Genomic DNA, 20,435 nt, shown 5'->3' on the forward strand with positions numbered 1-20,435 from the left:
GTTCAGCGCGTTACGGCTACCGGCGCATTTAATTCGGCACGTTTAGCCAGTAGCTCAAACACACCTGGGTAGGCGGGGCGTTTTAAGTAGCGCCCAGCACCCCGCTCGGCGTGCAGTTCACCGTCTCGCCATACCCATTTCCCTTGGCTAATCGTGTGGCGAGCAATACCGCGCACCGTTTTGCCCTCGAAAATGTTGAAGTCGACATTTTGATGATGGGTTTTGGCGGAGATCGTACGTGTGCCATTCGGATCCCACACCACAATATCGGCATCGGCGCCCACTTGGATGGCCCCTTTACGGGGGTACAGGTTGAAAATTTTGGCGGTATTGGTGGAAGTGACTGCGACAAACTCCTGGGGGGAGAGCTTGCCGCTGTTAACGCCTGCGTCCCATATCACTGCAAGGCGATCTTCTACCCCTGCGGTGCCGTTAGGGATCTTGGTAAAGTCATCTTTGCCTGCGGCTTTTTGCTCTTCGCAGAAGCAGCAGTGGTCAGTGGCAGTGGTTTGCAAATTACCAGACTGCAGGCCATGCCAAAGCGCTTCCTGATGCCCTTTGGGGCGGAACGGTGGACTCATTACGTGGGCCGCGGCAGTTGCCCAGTCGGGATGCTGGTAAACGCTGTCATCAATGAGTAAGTGTCCTGCCAGGCACTCGCCGAATACTGGATGGCCTTGCTGGCGGGCATAGGCAATTTCATCGACGGCGTCTTTGGTGGATACATGTACCAGATAAACCGGCGCGCCTAGCGTGCTGGCAATTCGAATCGCTCGGCTGGCGGCTTCACCTTCTACTTGTGGTGGGCGCGAAAGTGGGTGAGCTTCCGGCCCGGTAATGCCCTGGGCCAGTAGTTTCTGCTGCATGTGGTAAACCAGTTCGCCGTTTTCGGCGTGTACCGTAGGTACCGCGCCCAATTCCAGGCAGCGTGAAAAGCTTTCCACCAATATGTCATCAGTGGCCATAATCGCGCCCTTGTAGGCCATAAAGTGCTTGAAACTATTCACGCCGTGTTCGCGCACCAGGGTGCCCATTTCCTCTTTGACGCTCTCATCCCACCAGGTGATTGCCACGTGGAAAGCGAAATCGGTAGCCGCTTTTTCCGCCCACCCTTGCCACGTCTCAAAGGCTTCTAAGAGTGATTGGCCTGGGCTTGGAATGACAAAGTCGATAATCGTCGTGGTGCCACCCGCCATAGCGGCGGCGGTGCCGGTGTAAAAATCTTCGCTAGCCACTGCGCCCATAAATGGCATTTGCATATGGGTATGAGGGTCAATGCCACCGGGCATTACCAACTGATTGCTGGCGTCAATAATGTCGCAGTTATCGGGGAGGTCTAAGTCGGTGCCAATGGCGTGGATTTTTCCGTCGACGCACAGAACGTCGGCGCGGTAAGTATCGGCATGGGTGACGACGGTGCCGCCTTTGATCAATAAACTCATCATGCAGTCCTCGTATGATTCATCAACAGGGCTACTCACCATCAGTGAGGCGGGTGTAGGCATCGGGGCGACGATCGCGGAAGAACTGCCAGTTATTGCGCACCTCGCGCACCATATCTAAATCAATTTCATGCACTAGTAGCTCGTCTTCCGTTTCGCTGGCCTGGGCTTCGATTTTGCCGCGGGGGTTGACGATGTAGCTGGAGCCGTAGAAGTTGCCAATATTCCAGGGTGCCTCTGTGCCCACGCGGTTGATAGCAGCAATGAAGCAACCGTTAGCCGCAGCGGAAGCAGGCTGCTCAAGCTCCCATAGGTACTGGGAAAGCCCGGCTACGGTAGCGGAAGGGTTGAAGATTACCTCAGCACCGTTGAGTGCCAGCGCACGCCAGCCTTCAGGGAAATGGCGGTCATAGCAGATATACACACCAATTTTGCCGTAGGCAGTGTCGAAGACTGGCCAGTTCGATTTCCCTGGTTTGAAGAAGAATTTCTCCCAAAAACCGGCCACTTGAGGGATATGAGTTTTATGATATTTGCCGAGGTAGCTACCGTCGGCATCAAACACGGCGGCGGTGTTGTAGTAAACGCCGGTCTCTGTTTCTTCATACACGGGCACGATAATGACCATGCGGTGTTCGGCAGCCAGTTTTTGCATCATCTGACAAGTGGGACCTTCTGGAACCCGCTCTGCGGCGGCGTACCATTTGCCATCTTGGCTTGGGCAGAAGTACGGCTGGTTAAAGACTTCTTGAAAACACAGTACTTGCACACCCTGTTCGGCGGCCTGCTGAATCATCGGTAGGTGTGCTTCGTTCATCGCATCGCGGATCGCCGCGGGGTCTAAATCGGTGCTGGTTTTGAGCCCCATTTGAATTAAGCCAATTTTCATTTTCTGCATAGAACAGCCCTCTCAAGTCATACGCGCCAACCGCATGCATACGCATGTCGGTAGGTTACTGGTCAAGTAACAAGTGTGTGATTACGTGGCGTGCAGTGGTGTCTTATTGTTGTTCAAAAAGTTGTCTTGATTGACAGCTTTTTGAACATAGTCCTTTGTGAGGTGTTGTTTCAAGTGTTTTTTAATAATTTTTATTTACTGGTTTAACTCTTTGATTTTTTAATGTTTTTATTATTTTTAGTGCTATTTTTGCTAAGTTGGTGAGGTGTCGTTCGATATTGGTGATATTTAATTTTTTGTTTTAAAACATTGCTTTATGTTGTTTTGTTTTTGATTTTGATATTTTTTATGCGTCTTTTTGGTGCGTATTTTGTTTAAATGGCTACGCTTATTAATGGCTTTTAAGATCTGCAAGGCGAATAACAACAATCACGCTAAAAGTATGTGTATGTCTGCCTGTTAAGTCAGCTTTTTGATCAATGGGTTAGTGTTTGTGATTTTGTTTTAGGCACGCTTATTGCTCTTAAAAGACTGACACCGTGAATTTACTGGGCTACAGCACTGCTGAGGAGACTATATGACTGGCTCAACATCCCGAATGGTGGACAGAGAGGGGTTAATTGAACTCGATGTAGGCAAAGACGTAGGTGATAGTCCTCGTTTCAATAAAGATATTGCGCCCACTCAGGCGAGTGAGCGCACTTGGAGTAAATGGAACATTGCGGCACTTTGGGTGGGGATGTCGATTTGTGTGCCGACCTACACATTGGGTGGTGTGTTAACCGCCTACTTTGGCCTGAGTGTGGGCGAAGCGCTTTTTGCCATTTTTCTAGCCAACGTGATTGTCCTGATTCCGCTCACTCTAAATGCCTTTCCTGGCACTAAATTTGGTATTCCATTTCCAATTGTACTGCGATCATCGTTCGGTATTTTAGGTTCTAATGTGCCTTGTTTGGTGCGGGCTCTCGTAGGCTGCGGCTGGTTTGGCATTCAAACGATGTTTGGTGGTTTGGCTATTCATCTTCTGTTATCCGAACTGGTCCCCGCTTGGGCTGCGCTGGGTGGGATAGGTGAAGTGATTGGCTTTTTTGTATTTGGTGCAATGAATCTTCTTGTGGTCATTCGTGGGGCTGAGTCGATCAAGTGGCTGGAAACCCTAGCGGCGCCATTGCTGCTTGCTGTGGGGGTTGGATTAATGATGTGGGCATGGCCGCACATGTCGATGACTGAGTTATTAGCGCAACCGCCTTCGCGCCCAGAAGGAGCGTCGGTATATGGCTACTTCTTTGCAGGGTTAACCGCGATGGTGGGGTTTTGGGCGACGTTGTCGCTGAACATTCCTGATTTCAGCCGGTTTGCCAAAAGCCAAAAAGATCAAATTGTTGGCCAAGTGATTGGGCTACCGCTGACAATGTTCTTCTTTGCAGCGTTGGGCGTTGTATTGACTGCAGCTTCAGAATCGTTGGTGGGACAAACGATCGCTGACCCAGTTAACTTGATAGGGATGATCGATAGTCCTTTTTGGGTCGTGTTAGCGATGGTGTTGATCATTGTTGCAACGCTGTCTACCAATACAGCCGCGAATATTGTCTCGCCAACCAATGACTTTCAAAATATTGCGCCAAAATGGATTAATCAGACGCGTGGCGTTCTGATAACCGGAGCAGTGGGTGTTTTATTGATGGGCTACGATCTTTTGCAGAAAGCGGGGCTCATTGCTCAAGGGGTGTCGCTTGAGCAGATGTATTCAAACTGGCTGCTAGGATACTCCAGCTTGCTTGGCCCCATTGCAGGCATCATGGCAGTGGACTATTTCCTAATTAAAAAGCAGCGCTTAGATGTGCCTAGCTTATATATGGATAACCGTGCTTATCCTGCGTTTAATGTGGCGGGTTTTATCGCGTTCGGCGTGCCGGTGGCACTGACGCTACTAGCACTGTTAACCGGCACCATGAACTGGTTCTATGACTATGGCTGGTTTACCGGTTCTGCGCTTGGCGCGATTGTTTATTACGCCGCAAGCCACGTTTTAACACCGTCTTCTCAGGTAGGACCCGCGCCACACATGGCCAGCGAGACGGCAAAACTGCCATAAACTCGTTATATGTAAACGTCGTTAATAATCAAAGCTCGGCTAAGTGCCGAGCTTTGATTATTTTGTGCTTGGCATAACCAAGTGAGCTATTTTGCGCCTTTTACAAATCCTAAAAATGCATCGACCACCCGGTTGGGTCGGCGATCATGGCGAGTGATTAGCACAAACGGAATCTGATAACGCTGAGTACCCGGCTGAAGGGCGCGCATCTTATTGGCATTAACCCATTGGGCGGCAACATGTTCTGGGAGAAAACCGATAAACCGCCCAGTGAGAATCAAAAACGCAGCGCCCTCCCGATCAGAGGCAGACGCTTGTAAATTTAACGCATCATGTGCTTTACGCGCATCGCTAGGGAGTGGGTAGCGAGGCGTTATCGCTGGATAAGCGGCAATCTGTTCAGCTGTGAATACTTCATCAGTTTCATCAAACAAGGGGTGGTCAGCGGCGCAGTAAAGAAACGAAGGCTCCTCGTACAATAGATACGTTTCTAAGCTGGAGGGTAAGTTAACCGCGGGCACTACGCCGACATGCAAGTGGCCATCCATTACGCTTCGAATAACGGCATCTGAAGGCTCCATGTGAATATTAACCGTGACTTCATGGTTTGGCGCTGTCAGCTCGGCGAGCGCATGGGTAACATGCATGGCAGGCAAGGTGACCAAGTTGTCGGTGATACCGATATTCAGCTCGCCCTTGATGGTATGATGTAATGCGTTTACATCGCTTTTAAAGGCTTCGAGCGCGGTCAGTAGCGTCAAACCTGCTTGGTAAATTTCTTTGCCTTCTTCGGTTAAACTAAAGCCGCCTCGGCCACGCTGGCATAGCGAAAAGCCTAGCCTGCCTTCTAAATCATTCATGTGTTGGCTAATGGCTGAACGGCTGATGCCTAAAGCGGTTTCCGCAGCGGTGAAACCACCGCATTCCACGACCGTTTTAAAAATACGCACCAAGCGTACTTCGTAGTCACTCATTTGGCCTAACGATGCCATGGCAGCCTCTTATTAAGTAAAATAACGACTTTTATGAGCTTTTTTGCTGAAAATAGCTATACATCAAAAACAAGCCGCGCCACTATTTAGAACCGCTTACGAGGAGCCGCTGTGGTCTATCTTTCACCGTTCTTTTTATACTGTATCAGGTGTGCTCTGGGATATTTGAATAAGGCCTACATATAATGCTGCTACTTCGCAGTGATCGGGTAACTAACAAAAGCCAGGCAATGCCTGGCTTTCGGCGCCAAAAGCAGCGCGTTATTACGCTCTATGTTTTGTCGTTATGTATGATGATTGCGCTGTTTGGCTGGTTGCTCAAAGGCCAATATCACCAAGAAGTCAATGCGGCTGAGTCCCGTGTGATTGCCCGTGCGAATGTGGTGTCAGAATGGGTAACAGGCATGTTTGGGCAGAGCAGCCAAGGTTTGTTTAGCCTGGCCGAGTTGCTCAATGTTCACCAAGAAAACTCTTTGGGGTTGGATGGTTTAGAGGCGGAAAGTGCAACTGCCGTCCAGCGAGCGCTCGACAATCTTACCGAGTATGTGCCACTGATCGATAGTGTTAGTGTCTTAGACCCTCAGGGGCGCCTACGTTTAAGCAGTAACGCTAATCGACATGTTGGGGAGGGGATTGGCGACAGCGCCTTTTTCCGCACCTTTCAACAAGGTGGCCAAGACGAAATGATGACGCCGCTTATTTGGTCGACAAGCAAGCAGCGTTTCTTTCTCTATCATGGCAGGCGTCTAGTGAATGACCAGGGCGACTTCGCTGGTGTGATTATGTCTCGTATCATGCCGCATATCCTCAATAGTGCGCTGCAGCAAATGCGACTGTACGACGGTGAGAGTATGGCGCTGATAGATGAGAGTCTAAAAGTGGTTGCTCGGCACCCGGCTCCCCATGAAGGAATGCTCATTGGTAGCCAACTTGATGCACCTGAGACACAGCAGTGGTTAAACAGCGGTAGTGTTACTCGGACATTAGCCGCAATCTCGCCCCTTGACGGAAGTAAACGCTTATTTCACATGCAACGCATTAGTGGCTATCCGGTATTTGTTGCAGTGGGCGTTGACCTTCATACGCTGATGGCAGGATGGCGCCAGCGTTTGCTGGTGTTATTGCTGGTCGTTGGTTTGATTACGCTGTTGGGGGCTTGGGGTGTTCGCCACTACTTAAACCGCCTTGCGTTAGCTTACCAACTACATGAACGAATAAAAGAACGAGAGCTAGCAAGAGCCGAAGCGCAAGCGCGTGGCGCGCGTATGGATGCCTTAGTCCACTCGATTCAGGATTTGATTTTTGTATTTGATGTGGAAGGGCGCTTTAACTATATCCATGCGGCTTCCCCTGAGCAGTTGCTTGTTAAAAGCCAAGATGCGCTGGGAAAACACTTTTCACATGTCTTGCCTGTTCCCTTAGCTCGTGCATTTGCCGCCGTTTTTGAGCGAGTGCAGCAGTTGCATAAAGTAGAAAGGTTTGAATATCCGCTGACCATTGATGCACAGCCACACCATTTTCATGCCACCGTGAGTCCGCTAATCAGTAGTGCTGGACAGTTTGAGGGAGTGTTATCGGTGAACCGTGATATTACCGAAACGAAGCGCGCAGAAGTTGAGCTGCAGATTGCAGCAGCTGCTTTTCAAGCACATCTGGGCATCATAGTGGCGGATGCACGGGGAAATATTTTAAAAGTTAATGAGACGTTTAAGCGTATAACCGGCTATAGCGATGCTGAGGTGATCGGTAAGAACCCGCGTATATTTAGCTCTGGCCACCATAACGCAGCGTTTTATCGTCGTTTGTGGAAGCGGGTGATGACCACAGGAAGTTGGGAGGGAGAAATCTGGAATCAGCGCAAAAATGGTGAGCTATTCCCTGAGTGGCTGACGATTAGTGCTGTTTACGATGCAGACGGTGTACTGACTAACTACGTTGCCACCATGAGTGATATTAGTGAGCGCAAAGCCGCTGAGCAAGAGATCCACCAGCTTGCGTTTTATGATCCATTAACGGGCTTCGCAAATCGACGCTTGTTTATGGACAGAATGGAGACAGCACTTAAAGAGCTAAACCGCCATCAGCGCTGTGGAGCGTTGTTGGTAATCGATATTGACCGTTTCAACCATATTAACGATACCTTGGGGCACCTCGCCGGCGATCAGTTGCTTCAGCGGGTTGCCCAGCGGTTTGGCCAAATGTTGCGCGATACCGATACGTTGGCTCGCCTGGGTAGTGATGAATTTGCGGTGCTTATTGAAGACATCGATGGAAGCCCACGCCAGACACGCCGCTTAGCAGAACATATTGCCCAGAAACTTCTGGTGGCGCTTGATGAGCCGGTTAATTTTTCTGAAGAGCAAGTTATGGTCACCGCATGCGTTGGGATTACGGTTGTGTCCGATAGCCAGCGAAGTGCCGAAGACTACCTTCAGCAGGTCGATATGGCCTTGTTACAGGCGAAAGCGAGTGGGCGTCGTGCCATACGCTTTTTTGATCCTTCGATGCAGGCTACGCTACTGGCGCGGGTTAAGCTTGAAGCCGACTTGCGGCAGGCATTGGAGAGTCACCAATGGCGCCTCTATTACCAGCCTCAGGTTAATCGCTTTGGCCACTGTACGGGAGTTGAGGCACTGCTGCGCTGGCAGCATCCAGAGCGTGGCATGGTGTCACCTGGCGAGTTTATTCCACTCTTAGAGAGTACCGGGCTGATTAATGAGGTTGGTGAGTGGGTCATTGAAGATGCATGCCGTCAGCTAGCTTGCTGGGCAGCAACGCCACACCTGCGTGAACTGACGATTTCGGTGAATATCAGCCCACTGCAGTTTCGCGATAGTGAGTTCTTATCTCGCTTACAGCAGGTTTTTGTGCGTACAAAGGCACCGCTTGAGCGCCTCAAGCTTGAAGTTACCGAGTCGTTGTTTGTGGAAGCGCGCGACGATGCCCGTGACAAAATGCTGAGCCTGAAAGCCCAAGGTGTACGTTTTTCTCTGGATGATTTTGGAACCGGTTATTCATCGCTGGCGTATCTTGCGCAGTTGCCACTTGATCAGCTTAAGATCGATCAGTCGTTTGTCCATCAAGTGTTAGAAAGCAGTGCTAATGCGGCCATTGTGGAGAGTACGATTGCCCTGGCAAAAAGCTTAAATCTTGATGTCATTGCCGAAGGCGTCGAATCAGAGAGCCAGAAAGCGTGGCTGCTGGCTCATGGCTGCCAAGCTTTTCAAGGTTATTTATTTGGACGCCCTATGCAGGTAGACGCTATTGAGAAAACGTTTTTAGCTCAACAGCGCTCCTGATGATTGCAGTTCTGTCAGTAAATTGGTGTGGGTATCAGCGTCATTGTCGGGGGTAATCACCTCAAGCCGCGAATCCTGCCGCCAGGCGCTATTGCCGAGACTAAGTGTTCCATCGGCTCGATTGAGCTGCTTCCAGCCCTGCTCGGTATGAAAGACGCCTTTTACTCGCGCAGATGAGGGAAACTCACCTAAGTGGGCGGCCAAACGATCAAGGTCAAAGCGTTCATTGGGGTGCCAGCGAAGGCCTGTGCTGGTGTATCCAAGGGCGCTAGCCGTCTTATGCTGAGGTTGGCCCTGCGGAGGGGGAGCATCAAAAAAAGCGCCTTCCAGCGTGGGGGTTGTTATCATTTGACGATGCGTATCAGGGACAGCGGTATCTTGTTGGGCACGGGTCTGGGTGCTGTTCAACAGCAGCGATAGCGGCATCGTGCCATGCTCACTGCGATGAACCCATTTGCGTGGTGGCCAGAGTTCCGTCACAAACTGCTGCGCATGGTCGTGTTGTTCGGTACTAGCCTGCTCACCCATCGTAATGGCGATGGCATCGGCCATGGCTAACTGATCTTGAAAGGTCTCGTGTTCACGGACCCGAGATTCATCTAACCGGCGCGGATCTAGGGTAGCAATAATATCGTGAACGGCCACAACGTCTTGAAAGGCTTCGCCGCGCAGCAGATCGAGTAAGCCGGCGGGATGGCCAAGCCCCGAAGGCTCAATTATGACGCGGTCTGGTTTGTTGCGGGCGAGCAAATTGACCAGTGCAGCCTGCAGCACAAAAGCTAATTGGCAACACAGGCAGCCGCCGGGGAGCCCCTTGACGACGACATCGTCACGCTGCTCAAACATCGCTTGATCAATGCCAATCTGGCCAAACTCATTGACTAAAATGGCCCACTTCTCATCCACAGGCTTTTGCTCGATTAGGCTGTGGATAAGCGTGGTTTTGCCGCTGCCGAGAAAGCCTGTAATGATATGCACGGGCACGCGAGTGGCTGACAACGTTTAACCCCCTGTCATATTCATAAAGCGCACCACCTGGACATCGCCATCGGTCGTAAAGTGATGGCGCTCGGGCTTGAGCGGCAAGGCATTAATAATGGCGGTTTTCAACGCCTGCATATTGCCAGGATGTCGGCGCAGTACGGCACGCAAATCGACAGAGTGTTCATTACCGAGGCAGAGCAGTAGACGGCCTTCAACGGTTACCCGCACGCGGTTGCAGCTATCGCAAAAGTTGTGGCTATGGGGCGAAATAAAGCCAACCCGACTGCTGCTATCGGCCATTTTAAAATAGCGCGAAGGCCCAGGTGTGGTTTCCGTTGAAGGCATGAGCGGGTAGCGTGTCTCGATCAGCGCTTGAACGTCGTCACTAGAGTAAAAGGTCTCGGCCCGAGAGTGATCAGACACATCGCCCAGCGGCATCTCTTCGATAAAGCTGATATCCAGCTCTTCTTGGCGAGCGAACGTGACAAGGTCCAGCACTTCATCATCATTGCGCCCCTTGAGAATCACAGCGTTAAGCTTGATGCGTGAAAAGCCAGCTTCTTTAGCGGCGTGAATGCCGTCAATCACTTTCGCTAACTCACCTGTACGGGTTAGCTGTTTGAAGCGCTCAGGGTTAAGAGAGTCGAGGCTGATATTGAGCCTGCGCAGCCCCCCTTGATAGAGCCGTTTGGCGTGTTTGCGCAGACTGGCCCCGTTCGTGGTCATGGTGAAGTCGTTGAGCCCTGGCAGCGCGCCAATGTCGTCCACGAGCTGCTCAATGCCTTTACGCACTAGCGGTTCGCCCCCGGTTAAGCGGATCTTCTCAACGCCTAGCTCGGTAAACGCCTGGGCCACCATGGCAAGTTCTTCCAGCGTAAGCACCTGAGCTCTTGGCAGGAAGGTCATCTCTTCGCTCATGCAGTAAACGCAGCGAAAGTCGCAGCGATCCGTCACGGAAATGCGTACATAACTAACACGGCGGCCGAAATCATCAATGAGTTTTTCGGCAATTGGTTGTTTGGTCATTGCCACCTCGTCAGTGGTTGGATGCAGACTGCGTCGCCTGGCTGGGCGCCTGCTTGATCATCACCCAGTTCAATCAGGCAGTTAGCAGCTACCATCGAGGTTAAAATCCCAGACCCCTGCGCTCCGGTACTACGTACCTGCAGCACACCGTGAGCATCGCTTGAATAAATGCCACGTATAAAATCGGTGCGCTTTAGGCGACTTTTTAGCGGAGTTTGGGTAATGGCTGTTAAACGCCTCGGTGGAACGGGGGGTTGTTTTTGTAAACGTTCCAATAATGGCACTACGAATTGACTAAAGGTTACCATGACCGCAACGGGGTTGCCGGGTAAGCCGACAAATGGTTTGCGCGATTCACCCAGCCAGCCGCAGGCCATGGGGCGTCCGGGGCGCAGCGCCACGCGCCAAAAAGCTAATTGGCCTAATGTTTCCAACGCTTGCCTGGTGTAATCGGCATGGCCGACAGAAACGCCCCCACTGGTAATGACTAAATCACACTGCTTGGCTGCGCTAGCCAGGGCATTTTGAATGGTGGTGGGGTCATCAGGCAAAATGCCCAGATCCATCACTTCAGCACCCTGTTCGTTGAGCAAGCCCATCAATGTAAAACGATTGGTGTCGTAAATGCCTGCGCTGGGCAGCGCTTCGCCAGGGGGAGTGACCTCATTTCCAGTAGAGAAAATCGCCACCTTTGGGCGCCTGAAAATGCAAACCTCACCATAGCCCAGTGAGGCTATTAACCCCAAACAGGCGGCATCTAGCCTCGTACCAGCTACCAGTGCTACCTCGCCTAGGGCAATATCTTCCCCCGCTTGGCGCACGTGCTGACCATGGCTAACCCGGTCAGGGGAATCAATAGTGACACTACCGTCATGCTCACTAAGCTGCTCGCGCATGATAATGGTGTCGGTGCCTGACGGTAAGGGAGCGCCGGTGGTAATGCGTACGCACTGGCCGAGAGGTACGCTGCCTTCAAACGCCTGTCCGGCAAAGGCATCGCCTGCAATCGGCCATTTGGTTTGCTGAGGTTGCTCATCTGGCCACGCCAGGGCGATACCATCCATGGCTGCATTGGTATTCTGTGGCACGTTAATTGGCGCGGTGATGTCGGTGGCTAAGCGCCTGCCATAAGCTTGGCTAAGCGCTACCGACTCTACCGCAACGGGCTGTTCAGCCAAGGACAGCAGTGCCTCTCGCGCTGCGTCAACGCTGAGCATTTGCTCACCGAGTTCGAAGCACGACAGGCTCATGGTATTTCCTTCGAGGCCGGATCTTTAAAGACAGTGCTTAGTGTTAGCTCCAGCCGAGCTTTTTCTTCTTCAGTATTGAGGTTGGCAAACGTTTCCGGGCAATCTGACATATCGACCTTGCACCATGAGTGGCGAGCGTACCAGCGGTCGATTTTACGTTCGCCCTCAGCCAGTGCATTCGCTAAGTCATCGGCAAGCGAGGTGCGCAGCAGCGCGACGACTGGGTGCAGGCGCTCGCCGTCATACGCAACGGCGATATCGTGTTCACCACTTGCTGAGGTGATGCCCGCCACCATGCGCGCCACTAAGTCATTGGGTAGGGCAGGTGAGTCGCAAGGGGCAACCAGTAGCCAGGGTGTTTTAGCAGCGCGTAGGCCACTATAAATGCCCATCAAGGGGCCTTTAAAGCCGCCTTCCGCGTCCTCAATAACCCGTGTTGCAAACAGTGCATAGGCATCAGTGTTGCGATTGGCGTTGATCAGTAGTTCAGATACATGGCCATCAAAGCGCTTAGCTACATGGGCCACGAGCGGTAGCCCCGCGAAGGGTTCAAGGCCTTTGTCACGCCCACCCATACGGCGGCCTTCGCCGCCCGCGAGAATCATGCCAGTGAGGGTTTGCGGGGTGATCATATACCGGCCTCCTTAGAGGTGCGCGCGCTGGGTGGTTTGGCTGGAATGGCATCTAACGTTAGGCGGTTAGCGGTATTAATCGCCTGGAAGTTTTTGCCTTTAGCCCGAGCAATCAGCATCACGCCGAAGCGTTCCGCCAGCTCCACACCTTTTTGGGTCACTCCAGAGCGTGAAACCAACACGCTGATCCCCATTTGCGCCACTTTCAACACCATTTCGGAAGTTAGGCGGCCAGTGGTATAGAAAATATCAGCACTACTGCTTTCGGCCTGGTTGAGCCACTGGTGGCCTGCTAGGGTGTCCACCGCATTGTGACGCCCGACATCTTCAACGAAGTCGAGCACGCGGCTTTGCTGGCACAGCGCGCAACCGTGTACTGCTCCCGCGCTGCGATAGGTCTCGTTGTAGGTATTCAAATTGGCTAGCAACTGATAAAGCGTTGATTGCGCCAGCGGTGTCTCAGGTAACGCAGAGAGCGATGTTTGTTCCAGTAATTTGCCGAACACGGTCCCCTGACCGCAACCCGTGGTGACGGTACGGGTACTCAGCCGGTTGTCTAGATCATCAGGTAAATAATCGGTGACGACGGCGGCGGATTCCACCTCCCAATCCACCTGTACCGCCGATAAATCTTCCGCGCGGCGCAGTAATCCCTGGTTGCGTAGGTAGCCCACCACCAAGGCTTCTGGGTCATCGCCCAGCGTCATTAGCGTGACAATTTCACGCTTATTGAGATAAACCGTCAGCGCGCGCTCTGCGGCGATGGCTTGTTGGCGGGAGTCGCCGTAAGCATCCAGCACATCGATTGTCGTCGTGGCCGGTAAGCGGGCTCGGCTTAACTGAAGGGCGGGCATCCGCAATCCTCGTTGGAACCTAGTGAAGAATCATGTAACGCATACATGTAAATTATAATAGTTGAGTAAAACACTCTGAGTTGACGATGATGGCGCTCAAAAGGCTTACTTGTCTACCCATTCAAGGTCTAAGGTGGTCTATCCGTATGAGTGATAATCTGCGCTCTTTGAGCATTACCTTGGTGGCAGAGCCCAAGCAGGTGAGGGGCTTTACCTTAACGCAATGGCGTATCGCTGAGCTCACGCCAGGTGAGCAAGGTGACTATGTGCTTCGCCTTCAGCTGTCGATGACCGAGCGTGCGGCCTATCGCTTTAACCTTACGTCAGCAACCCCGCGTCTTTTTGTTCGCGCCGGTTTTACCGGGCAAGCGCCCAAGCCTGATGCTATTACCGCAAGCCAAGATGTCGCAGCAGGTTGGCTTGATGGTGAACAACAGGTACTCGAAGCATCGATGCCGATGGCGATTCAGGTATGGCTGGAAAGCTATTTAGCGCGTCATGGTGAAGCACCACCAGAAAAGCGCAAAAAGAAGCATAAGGGAGCCGGTCGGGCTAAAGAAACCCCGACCAAGGAGCAGCCCCGGTGAGCAGACTTGAACGTTGGTCACGTAAAAAGCGTGGCGTTGAAAGCGACGAAGCCGACGCAGCATTAGATAACCCTCCCAACGACAGCACAGAGCCAACGTCAGAGCTAGGGCTGGAGGCCGATACGCTAAGTGCTACTTCCAGCGATACTGAATCGTTGGATGCAGAGGCTAGCGTCGATGACGCGCCCCCCCTTCCTGGCAGCTTGGATCACACCTTACCCGACCCTGATCACTTACCGGCAGGCAGTGATTTCAGCGCGTTCATGGTGCCGGGTGTTAGCGCTGCACTGCGCCGCCGTGCCCTAAAAAGGCTATGGGCCACCGGTAACTACAACGTGCGCGATGGTTTGGATGACTACGATGCTGATTATCGTCAGCAGCTTAAGCCTATGGCCACTGAACTGGCAGGCAAGCTTCGCCGCTGGGCAAACAAAGCGGAAGAGGCAGTCGATAGGCCCGCAGAAGCAGACAATGAGAACATCGCGGATGGCGACATTCCTACCCCACCTGAAGACGTTAATGCCTGTACAAGTGATAGTGGTTTTGTACAAAAACAGCCGCTAGACGACCAGTCTGATTTGTCTGGCGATGAAGTAGACGAATGTATAAATAGGCAGTGATTGTTTTATAAACAATGGGTTGCTGTTGTTATGACGATGAAGCGTTGAGACGCCAATGCGCTTTAAAGTGGCAAAAAACGCCTAGGCACCTACGCTCAAGTTAGAGAAAGCATTAAGATATGCCATTAAAGTAAAAAAACATGACTTTTAATTATAAAAAAAATGACTTTCTGACCGTGAGAATGCATGAACCAACGAATCCAACTGGCATCGGTAGATGACCAGATTAACGTCACCGCCCGCGAAGCGGTACGCCAGCGTATCTCGTGGCCGGTTAACTTAACGCCTGCTAACGTGACTTATCACAGCCGTGGCCATGCGCTGTTGTTGGGTAATTCACACGAGGTTAGCCAAGCTGCCCGAGTGTTACAGGGTCGTGGCTTGGCATCGTTGACGCTGCTAACAACGGATTCTGCAGTTGATTTAGCGGCTGCCAGCGAGCCTCTCACCTGCCAAACGCTAACCGATACCCAGCAATCCCAACTGCGAATCACGGGGTATCTTGGTGCCTTTCGCGTTGAAATAGCGCCCGCGGATAGCGACACGCTCAATCTGGCTCAAGCGCTTATTGAGCGCGACGTGTTTGATGTGGTGCTCGACTTAACGGCAGCAGGCATGTCGAAGGCTACTCATGTATGGGAAATCCCACCGCCGGGCTATGTGTGTCTGGATTGGCTAGCCCAAGAAGCGCGGCGCGGTGAAATTCTGGAAAGCGTTATTGAACTCGTTGGTGAATTCGATAAACCGCGTTACTTCCAGGTTAATAGTGATCTCTGCGCACATTCCGCGAGTGGCAACGTTGGCTGTACGCGCTGTTTGGATGTTTGTCCTGCAGATGCTATTTCCAGCATTCAGGGACGCATTGAATCGCGCATTGAGATTGACCCGTTCCTGTGCCAAGGGGTGGGCAGTTGTACCAGTGCTTGCCCAACCGGTGCGATTGAATTTCGCCTACCGGAAACCCGTCGTCAGCAAGACACCTTAGCGACGTGGCTGGCCGCCTACCGCGAGGCGGGTGGTCAAGCGCCTGTGATGCGCTTTGTCACCCATGACTTTCTGGATGCTGAACGCCAAGCAGGTGCTGTTACGCCAGGCCATCTGCTTGATGTCCCGCTTGAAGAGCTGGGTGCTGCTGGCCACGATCAGTGGCTTACTGCGTTGGCGAACGGGGCAGCTGAAGTGCGTATTCAGTTGCACGATGAGATGCCGCCTCGTTTAACCACGTTTATCACTCATCAAGTCGCCCAAGCCCACGGCCTGCTAGAAGCGCTGGGGCATGACACTACGCGGATTAAGCTGCTGCAGCCGGAGCCGACAGAAGAGCGCGATGCACTTCCCACGCTTACGCCCTTAACCGCCGCTGCGCTGACCTTTACCGAACCCCATAAGCGCGCCCGCTTTAATCAAGTGCTAGCAACACTGGCGGCACTTGGAGCGCCTAGCAATGACCGGCATAGCATGCCTGAAGGGGCCGCTTATGGCGGCATTCAAGTAGATCGTGAAGCCTGCACGCTTTGTCATGCCTGCGTTAGTAATTGTCCGACGCCTGCATTGAAAGCAGGGGGCGATACACCCGCGCTAAGTTTCTTGGAGTCCGACTGTGTGCAGTGCGGGCTATGTGAACAGGCGTGCCCTGAAAGCGCGATTACGCTGCTTCCTGGTTTTTTGGCTGCACCGGAACGCGACACACGGCAAATTTGCCACGAAGAGGCGGCCTTTGAGTGCATTGGTTGCGGCAAGCCGTTTGCCACTGCCAGTACGATAGCAACGATCAAAGCGAAGCTGGCTAACCACCCCTATTTCGCGGGCGATGCACTAGCGCGGCTAGAAATGTGCGAGGACTGCCGGGTCAAAGATGTGTGGAAAACTATGATCCGTGACCCTGATGCGCAACTAAAGGTGTAAAGCAATGAGTGATGCAATGCCCACACTTAGCGAGACCGACGCACTGCGGGCCGATATTTATCAGCTTTTAGCCAGCCTGCTACGGCAAGCTCCTGACAGTGAGTTATTAACGTGGCTAGCCAGCCTAGACATTGAACAAGACGGCAGCCGACTGGCGGAGTGTTGGGCAGCGCTCTCAAGCGCTGCTGGCCAAAGTAGTGTAGATAGCCTTCAGCGTGCCCATTTTCGCCTTCTTGTTGGCGTCATTCAGGGCGAGGTAGTGCCTTACGCGTCTTGGTACCGCAACGGGGAATTAATGGAGGCAGCATTAGTTGCATTACGCCAGGATCTTCGGGCGCTGGGGTTTGAGCGTAGCGAGCACACCCGCGAGCCAGAAGATCATTTGGCTGCTATATGTGAGGTGATGGCAATGCTGATTACGTCCCAAAGCAGCGAGCAGAGCTACTTCTTCCAGCAACACATTGCTCCCTGGTCAACACGCTGCTTTGACGACCTCACTAACGTAGACACTGTTTTTTACGCATCGCTTGGCCAGTTAGGCGGCGCGTTCATGGAAAGCGAGCAGGCAACGTTGAGCGAAAGAGCGGCCTATCAAGCGGTGCGGATTGTGGAGCCAACGACAACCGCAACTGACGCGGCGCGCGACGTCACACCGTGAGTGGCAGTGCGCAGCGGTAAGCGAATAATAGGGCCAGCAGGCCATGCAGAAGAATAAGGGCATGATAGAGGAGAAACCCATGCACTCGTCACACAACCCTGAGCGCCGCCGGTTTATGAAAACCGTTGGGCTAGGTACCGCCGCTGCCGGTGCGGCCGCTGCTGTAGGTCACGTCACGCTAGCTCAAGCCGATAGCACCACGTCGATTGAGCCTAAAAAACAAACAACGAACTACCACGAAACTGACCATATTCGCGCGTATTATGCGTCGCTGCGTGATTGACGGCGAAATGCCAGGAGAACTGCCATGCGTCTAACTCGCAAAACTAATACTCCCAACGCTTCAGGGCTTGGAATCTCCCGTCGTCAATTTTTAAAGCGTAGTGGCGTCGCCACCGGTGGCGTCGCAGCTGCGGGCTTTATGGGCGCGCCGATGATGCAGCGCGCCGAGTCGGCGAATAAAACTCCCGTATTAGACTCACCCGTTGAGACCAAGCGCACCATTTGCTCCCACTGTTCGGTGGGATGTGGTGTCTATGCAGAAGTTCAAGAAGGCATTTGGACAAAACAAGAGCCCGCTTTTGACCACCCGATTAACCGCGGTGCGCATTGTGCCAAAGGGGCCTCGCTACGCCAGCACGGTCACTCTACCCGTCGTCTAAAATACCCCATGAAGCTAGTGGCGGGTGAATGGCAGCGACTGAGCTGGGACGACGCGGTTAATGAAATTGGCGACAAACTGCTTGAACTGCGTGACGCCTATGGCCCCGACAGTGTTTACTGGCTTGGTTCGGCCAAGTTTAATAACGAGCAGGCGTACTTGATGCGCAAGCTGGCCTCCATGTGGGGCACCAACAACACAGATCACCAAGCACGAATTTGTCACTCCACCACCGTGGCAGGTGTTGCTAACACCTGGGGTTATGGGGCGATGACCAACTCGCTCAATGATATGCAGAACAGCAAGGCGATTCTGTTCATCGGCTCCAACCCGAGTGAAGCTCACCCGGTCGCGATGCAGCATATTCTCATTGCTAAAGAGCGTAATAACTGCGACATCATCGTCGCGGATCCGCGCTTTACGCGTACCGCAGCAAAAGCCAATAAATACGTACGCCTGCGCCCTGGCTCGGACGTTGCTTATATTTGGGGCTTGTTGTGGCACATTTTTGAGAATGGCTGGGAAGACAGCGAATATATCAGCCAGCGTGTTTACGGTATGGATGAGGTGCGCGCAGAGGTGGCTCAGTTCACCCCGAGTGTCGTGGAAGACATTACTGGCGTACCGGAAGCGGATATGTTCGATGTGGCTAAACGGCTTGCTGACAATCGTCCGGGCTGCGTGGTCTGGTGTATGGGCGGTACCCAACACACCACCGGTAACAACAATACTCGCGCGTACTGCATCTTAGAGCTGGCGCTGGGCAATATTGGTAAGTCCGGTGGTGGAGCCAACATTTTGCGGGGCCACGATAACGTACAGGGTGCTACCGATCTCGGCCTTGGCTGTGACTCGCTTCCCGGTTATTACGGGTTATCTGAAGGCGCATGGCAGCACTGGTCCCAGGTGTGGGATGTCGATTATGAGTGGCTAAAAGGCCGCTTTGATGATACCGAATACGCTGATGGAAAGCCGATGTACTCCAGCGGTATTACCGTATCTCGCTGGGTAGATGGTGTGCTGGAAGAGGATGAAAATATCTCCCAGCGCACCGCGCTAAAAGCAATGTTCTACTGGGGGCACGCGGTCAACTCGCAAACCCGCGGCGTGGAAATGCAAAAAGCCATGCAGAAGCTTGAGATGATGGTCATTGTTGACCCTTATCCCACGGTTGCCTCGGTGATGCATGACCGCTCTGATGGTGTTTATCTGCTGCCTGCAGCGACTCAGTTTGAAACCACCGGCAGTGTGACGGCAACCAACCGCTCTATTCAGTGGCGCGACAAAGTCATTGAGCCGCTATTTGAATCAAAGCCTGATCACGAAATTATGTACCTATTTGCCAACAAGCTTGGCTTTGGTAATGAGTTCGTGAAGAACTTTGAGATGAACGGCAACGAGCCGCTGATTGATGACGTGTTGCGTGAAATCAACCGTGGCATGTGGACTGTTGGCTACACCGGCCAAAGCCCCGAGCGCCTCAAAGAGCACCAGAAAAACTGGCATACCTTCAGCTTTCAGAGCTTGCGTGCCCAAGGTGGCCCTGCCGACGGTGATTACTACGGGCTGCCGTGGCCGTGCTGGGGCACACCAGAGTTTAATCACCCTGGCTCACCCAACCTCTATGACACCAGCGTTCCGGTAATGGAAGGCGGTATGGGTTTCCGTGCCCGTTTTGGTATTGAGCGCGACGGCGTTAATTTGCTGGCTGAGGGCTCTGCGCCAGTAGGTGGCGAGATTGATGACGGTTACCCCGAGTTTACCGACCAACTGCTTAAAGACCTCGGTTGGTGGGATGATCTGACTGACGTTGAGAAAACGGCCGCGGAAGGTAAAAACTGGAAAACCGACCTCTCAGGCGGTATCCAGCGGGTGGCGATTGGTCGTGGTTGCGCGCCTTATGGCAACGCGAAAGCGCGTGCCGTGGTATGGACCTTCCCAGATGCAGTGCCGAAACACCGCGAGCCGCTATACACCACCCGTCGCGATCTGGTCGAACGCTATCCCACCTGGGACGACTTTGACTCAATTATGCGTCTGCCCACGATGTACAAAACCATCCAGGATCGTGATAACAGCGCTGATTATCCGATTATTCTCACGTCGGGTCGCTTGGTCGAATACGAGGGAGGCGGTGAAGAAACACGTTCTATGTCGTGGCTGGCCGAGCTACAGCAAGAGATGTTTGTCGAGATGAACCCCGCGGATGCTAATGACATTGGCGTACGTGATGGCGACGACGTATGGGTTGAGGGTGCAGAAGGCGGCAGAGTGAAGGTGAAAGCCTTGGTCACGCCTCGGGTTGATCGCAAGGTTGCCTTTATGCCGTTCCACTTTGGCGGCATGTTCCAAGGCGAGAGCTTGCGGGATCGTTATCCGGAAGGGTCTGCCCCGTACGTCATTGGTGAAGCGGCTAACACTGCCACCACCTATGGCTATGATCCGGTGACACTGATGCAGGAAACGAAGTGCACCATCTGCCGAATTGAGCGGGCTTAAGCCAATAACGTCTCGACCGACCTGACAGAGCCC

The 20,435-nt window shown here is 52.9% G+C and carries 16 protein-coding genes; 8 read left to right on the forward strand and 8 right to left on the reverse strand.

The window, feature by feature from the left end; all coding sequences use genetic code 11:
- Window positions 1-2 precede the first annotated feature (2 nt).
- Together hydA and CEK60_RS20900 are read right to left on the reverse strand one after the other, a co-directional pair.
- Window positions 3-1,442 carry a dihydropyrimidinase gene (gene hydA / locus CEK60_RS20895; RefSeq protein WP_089041008.1) on the reverse strand — a complete coding sequence of 480 codons (1,440 nt, stop codon included), beginning with the start codon at window positions 1,440-1,442 and terminating at the stop codon, window positions 3-5.
- A gap of 31 nt (window positions 1,443-1,473) precedes the next feature.
- Window positions 1,474-2,340 (reverse strand): nitrilase-related carbon-nitrogen hydrolase, encoded by an 867-nt coding sequence (locus CEK60_RS20900; RefSeq protein ID WP_089040646.1) that lies wholly within the window; start codon window positions 2,338-2,340, stop codon window positions 1,474-1,476.
- 577 nt (window positions 2,341-2,917) lie between these two features.
- Between CEK60_RS20900 and CEK60_RS20905 the strand changes: the two genes are divergently transcribed.
- Window positions 2,918-4,435 (forward strand): NCS1 family nucleobase:cation symporter-1, encoded by a 1,518-nt coding sequence (locus tag CEK60_RS20905; protein ID WP_089040647.1) that lies wholly within the window; start codon window positions 2,918-2,920, stop codon window positions 4,433-4,435.
- 86 nt (window positions 4,436-4,521) lie between these two features.
- Here CEK60_RS20905 and CEK60_RS20910 read toward each other — a convergent pair whose 3' ends face one another.
- On the reverse strand, window positions 4,522-5,427 hold the full coding sequence (locus CEK60_RS20910) for a LysR family transcriptional regulator (protein WP_089040648.1): 906 nt from the start codon (window positions 5,425-5,427) through the stop codon (window positions 4,522-4,524).
- 185 nt (window positions 5,428-5,612) lie between these two features.
- Here CEK60_RS20910 and CEK60_RS20915 point away from each other — a divergent pair, with 185 nt between their 5' ends.
- The gene (locus CEK60_RS20915) at window positions 5,613-8,726 is read left to right on the forward strand and encodes a bifunctional diguanylate cyclase/phosphodiesterase (RefSeq protein ID WP_089040649.1); all 3,114 of its coding nucleotides are present in this window, start codon (window positions 5,613-5,615) and stop codon (window positions 8,724-8,726) included.
- On the opposite strand, the gene CEK60_RS20920 is transcribed toward CEK60_RS20915, so the two are convergent.
- From CEK60_RS20920 to CEK60_RS20940, 5 genes are read right to left on the reverse strand one after another with little or no spacing between them, the layout of a single operon-like run.
- The gene (locus CEK60_RS20920; protein WP_089040650.1) at window positions 8,706-9,725 is read right to left on the reverse strand and encodes a CobW family GTP-binding protein; all 1,020 of its coding nucleotides are present in this window, start codon (window positions 9,723-9,725) and stop codon (window positions 8,706-8,708) included. The genes CEK60_RS20915 and CEK60_RS20920 overlap by 21 nt on opposite strands.
- Window positions 9,726-9,728: 3 nt before the next feature.
- On the reverse strand, window positions 9,729-10,736 hold the full coding sequence (moaA, locus tag CEK60_RS20925; RefSeq protein WP_232471424.1) for a GTP 3',8-cyclase MoaA: 1,008 nt from the start codon (window positions 10,734-10,736) through the stop codon (window positions 9,729-9,731).
- On the reverse strand, window positions 10,733-11,986 hold the full coding sequence (moeA, locus tag CEK60_RS20930) for a molybdopterin molybdotransferase MoeA (protein WP_089040651.1): 1,254 nt from the start codon (window positions 11,984-11,986) through the stop codon (window positions 10,733-10,735). Before moeA ends, moaA begins: the two co-directional genes overlap by 4 nt.
- The gene (gene mobA / locus CEK60_RS20935; RefSeq protein ID WP_089040652.1) at window positions 11,983-12,618 is read right to left on the reverse strand and encodes a molybdenum cofactor guanylyltransferase MobA; all 636 of its coding nucleotides are present in this window, start codon (window positions 12,616-12,618) and stop codon (window positions 11,983-11,985) included. Before mobA ends, moeA begins: the two co-directional genes overlap by 4 nt.
- On the reverse strand, window positions 12,615-13,472 hold the full coding sequence (locus tag CEK60_RS20940; protein ID WP_089040653.1) for a formate dehydrogenase accessory sulfurtransferase FdhD: 858 nt from the start codon (window positions 13,470-13,472) through the stop codon (window positions 12,615-12,617). Before CEK60_RS20940 ends, mobA begins: the two co-directional genes overlap by 4 nt.
- Window positions 13,473-13,618: 146 nt before the next feature.
- Between CEK60_RS20940 and CEK60_RS20945 the strand changes: the two genes are divergently transcribed.
- The 6 genes from CEK60_RS20945 to CEK60_RS20970 all read left to right on the forward strand — a co-directional run bounded on the left by CEK60_RS20945 (window position 13,619) and on the right by CEK60_RS20970 (window position 20,402).
- On the forward strand, window positions 13,619-14,059 hold the full coding sequence (locus CEK60_RS20945; RefSeq protein WP_089040654.1) for a DUF3305 domain-containing protein: 441 nt from the start codon (window positions 13,619-13,621) through the stop codon (window positions 14,057-14,059).
- Window positions 14,056-14,679: a DUF3306 domain-containing protein gene (locus tag CEK60_RS20950; RefSeq protein WP_089040655.1), complete on the forward strand. Its 624-nt coding sequence runs from the start codon at window positions 14,056-14,058 to the stop codon at window positions 14,677-14,679. The genes CEK60_RS20945 and CEK60_RS20950 overlap by 4 nt, the downstream gene beginning before the upstream one ends.
- Window positions 14,680-14,865: 186 nt before the next feature.
- Complete coding sequence (locus CEK60_RS20955) at window positions 14,866-16,584, forward strand: 4Fe-4S binding protein (RefSeq protein WP_089040656.1); 1,719 nt, start codon at window positions 14,866-14,868, stop codon at window positions 16,582-16,584.
- 4 nt (window positions 16,585-16,588) lie between these two features.
- A complete protein-coding gene (locus tag CEK60_RS20960) occupies window positions 16,589-17,242 on the forward strand; it encodes a TorD/DmsD family molecular chaperone (protein ID WP_089040657.1) in 654 nt (217 codons plus the stop codon).
- A 79-nt stretch (window positions 17,243-17,321) separates the two neighbouring features.
- Window positions 17,322-17,525, forward strand: coding sequence for a twin-arginine translocation signal domain-containing protein (locus CEK60_RS20965; protein WP_089040658.1), 204 nt, complete (start codon window positions 17,322-17,324; stop codon window positions 17,523-17,525).
- A 24-nt stretch (window positions 17,526-17,549) separates the two neighbouring features.
- Complete coding sequence (locus tag CEK60_RS20970) at window positions 17,550-20,402, forward strand: molybdopterin-dependent oxidoreductase (RefSeq protein ID WP_089040659.1); 2,853 nt, start codon at window positions 17,550-17,552, stop codon at window positions 20,400-20,402.
- Window positions 20,403-20,435: the final 33 nt, after the last annotated feature.

The sequence above is a fragment of the Halomonas sp. N3-2A genome, from assembly GCF_002216165.1.
Classification (GTDB): domain Bacteria; phylum Pseudomonadota; class Gammaproteobacteria; order Pseudomonadales; family Halomonadaceae; genus Vreelandella.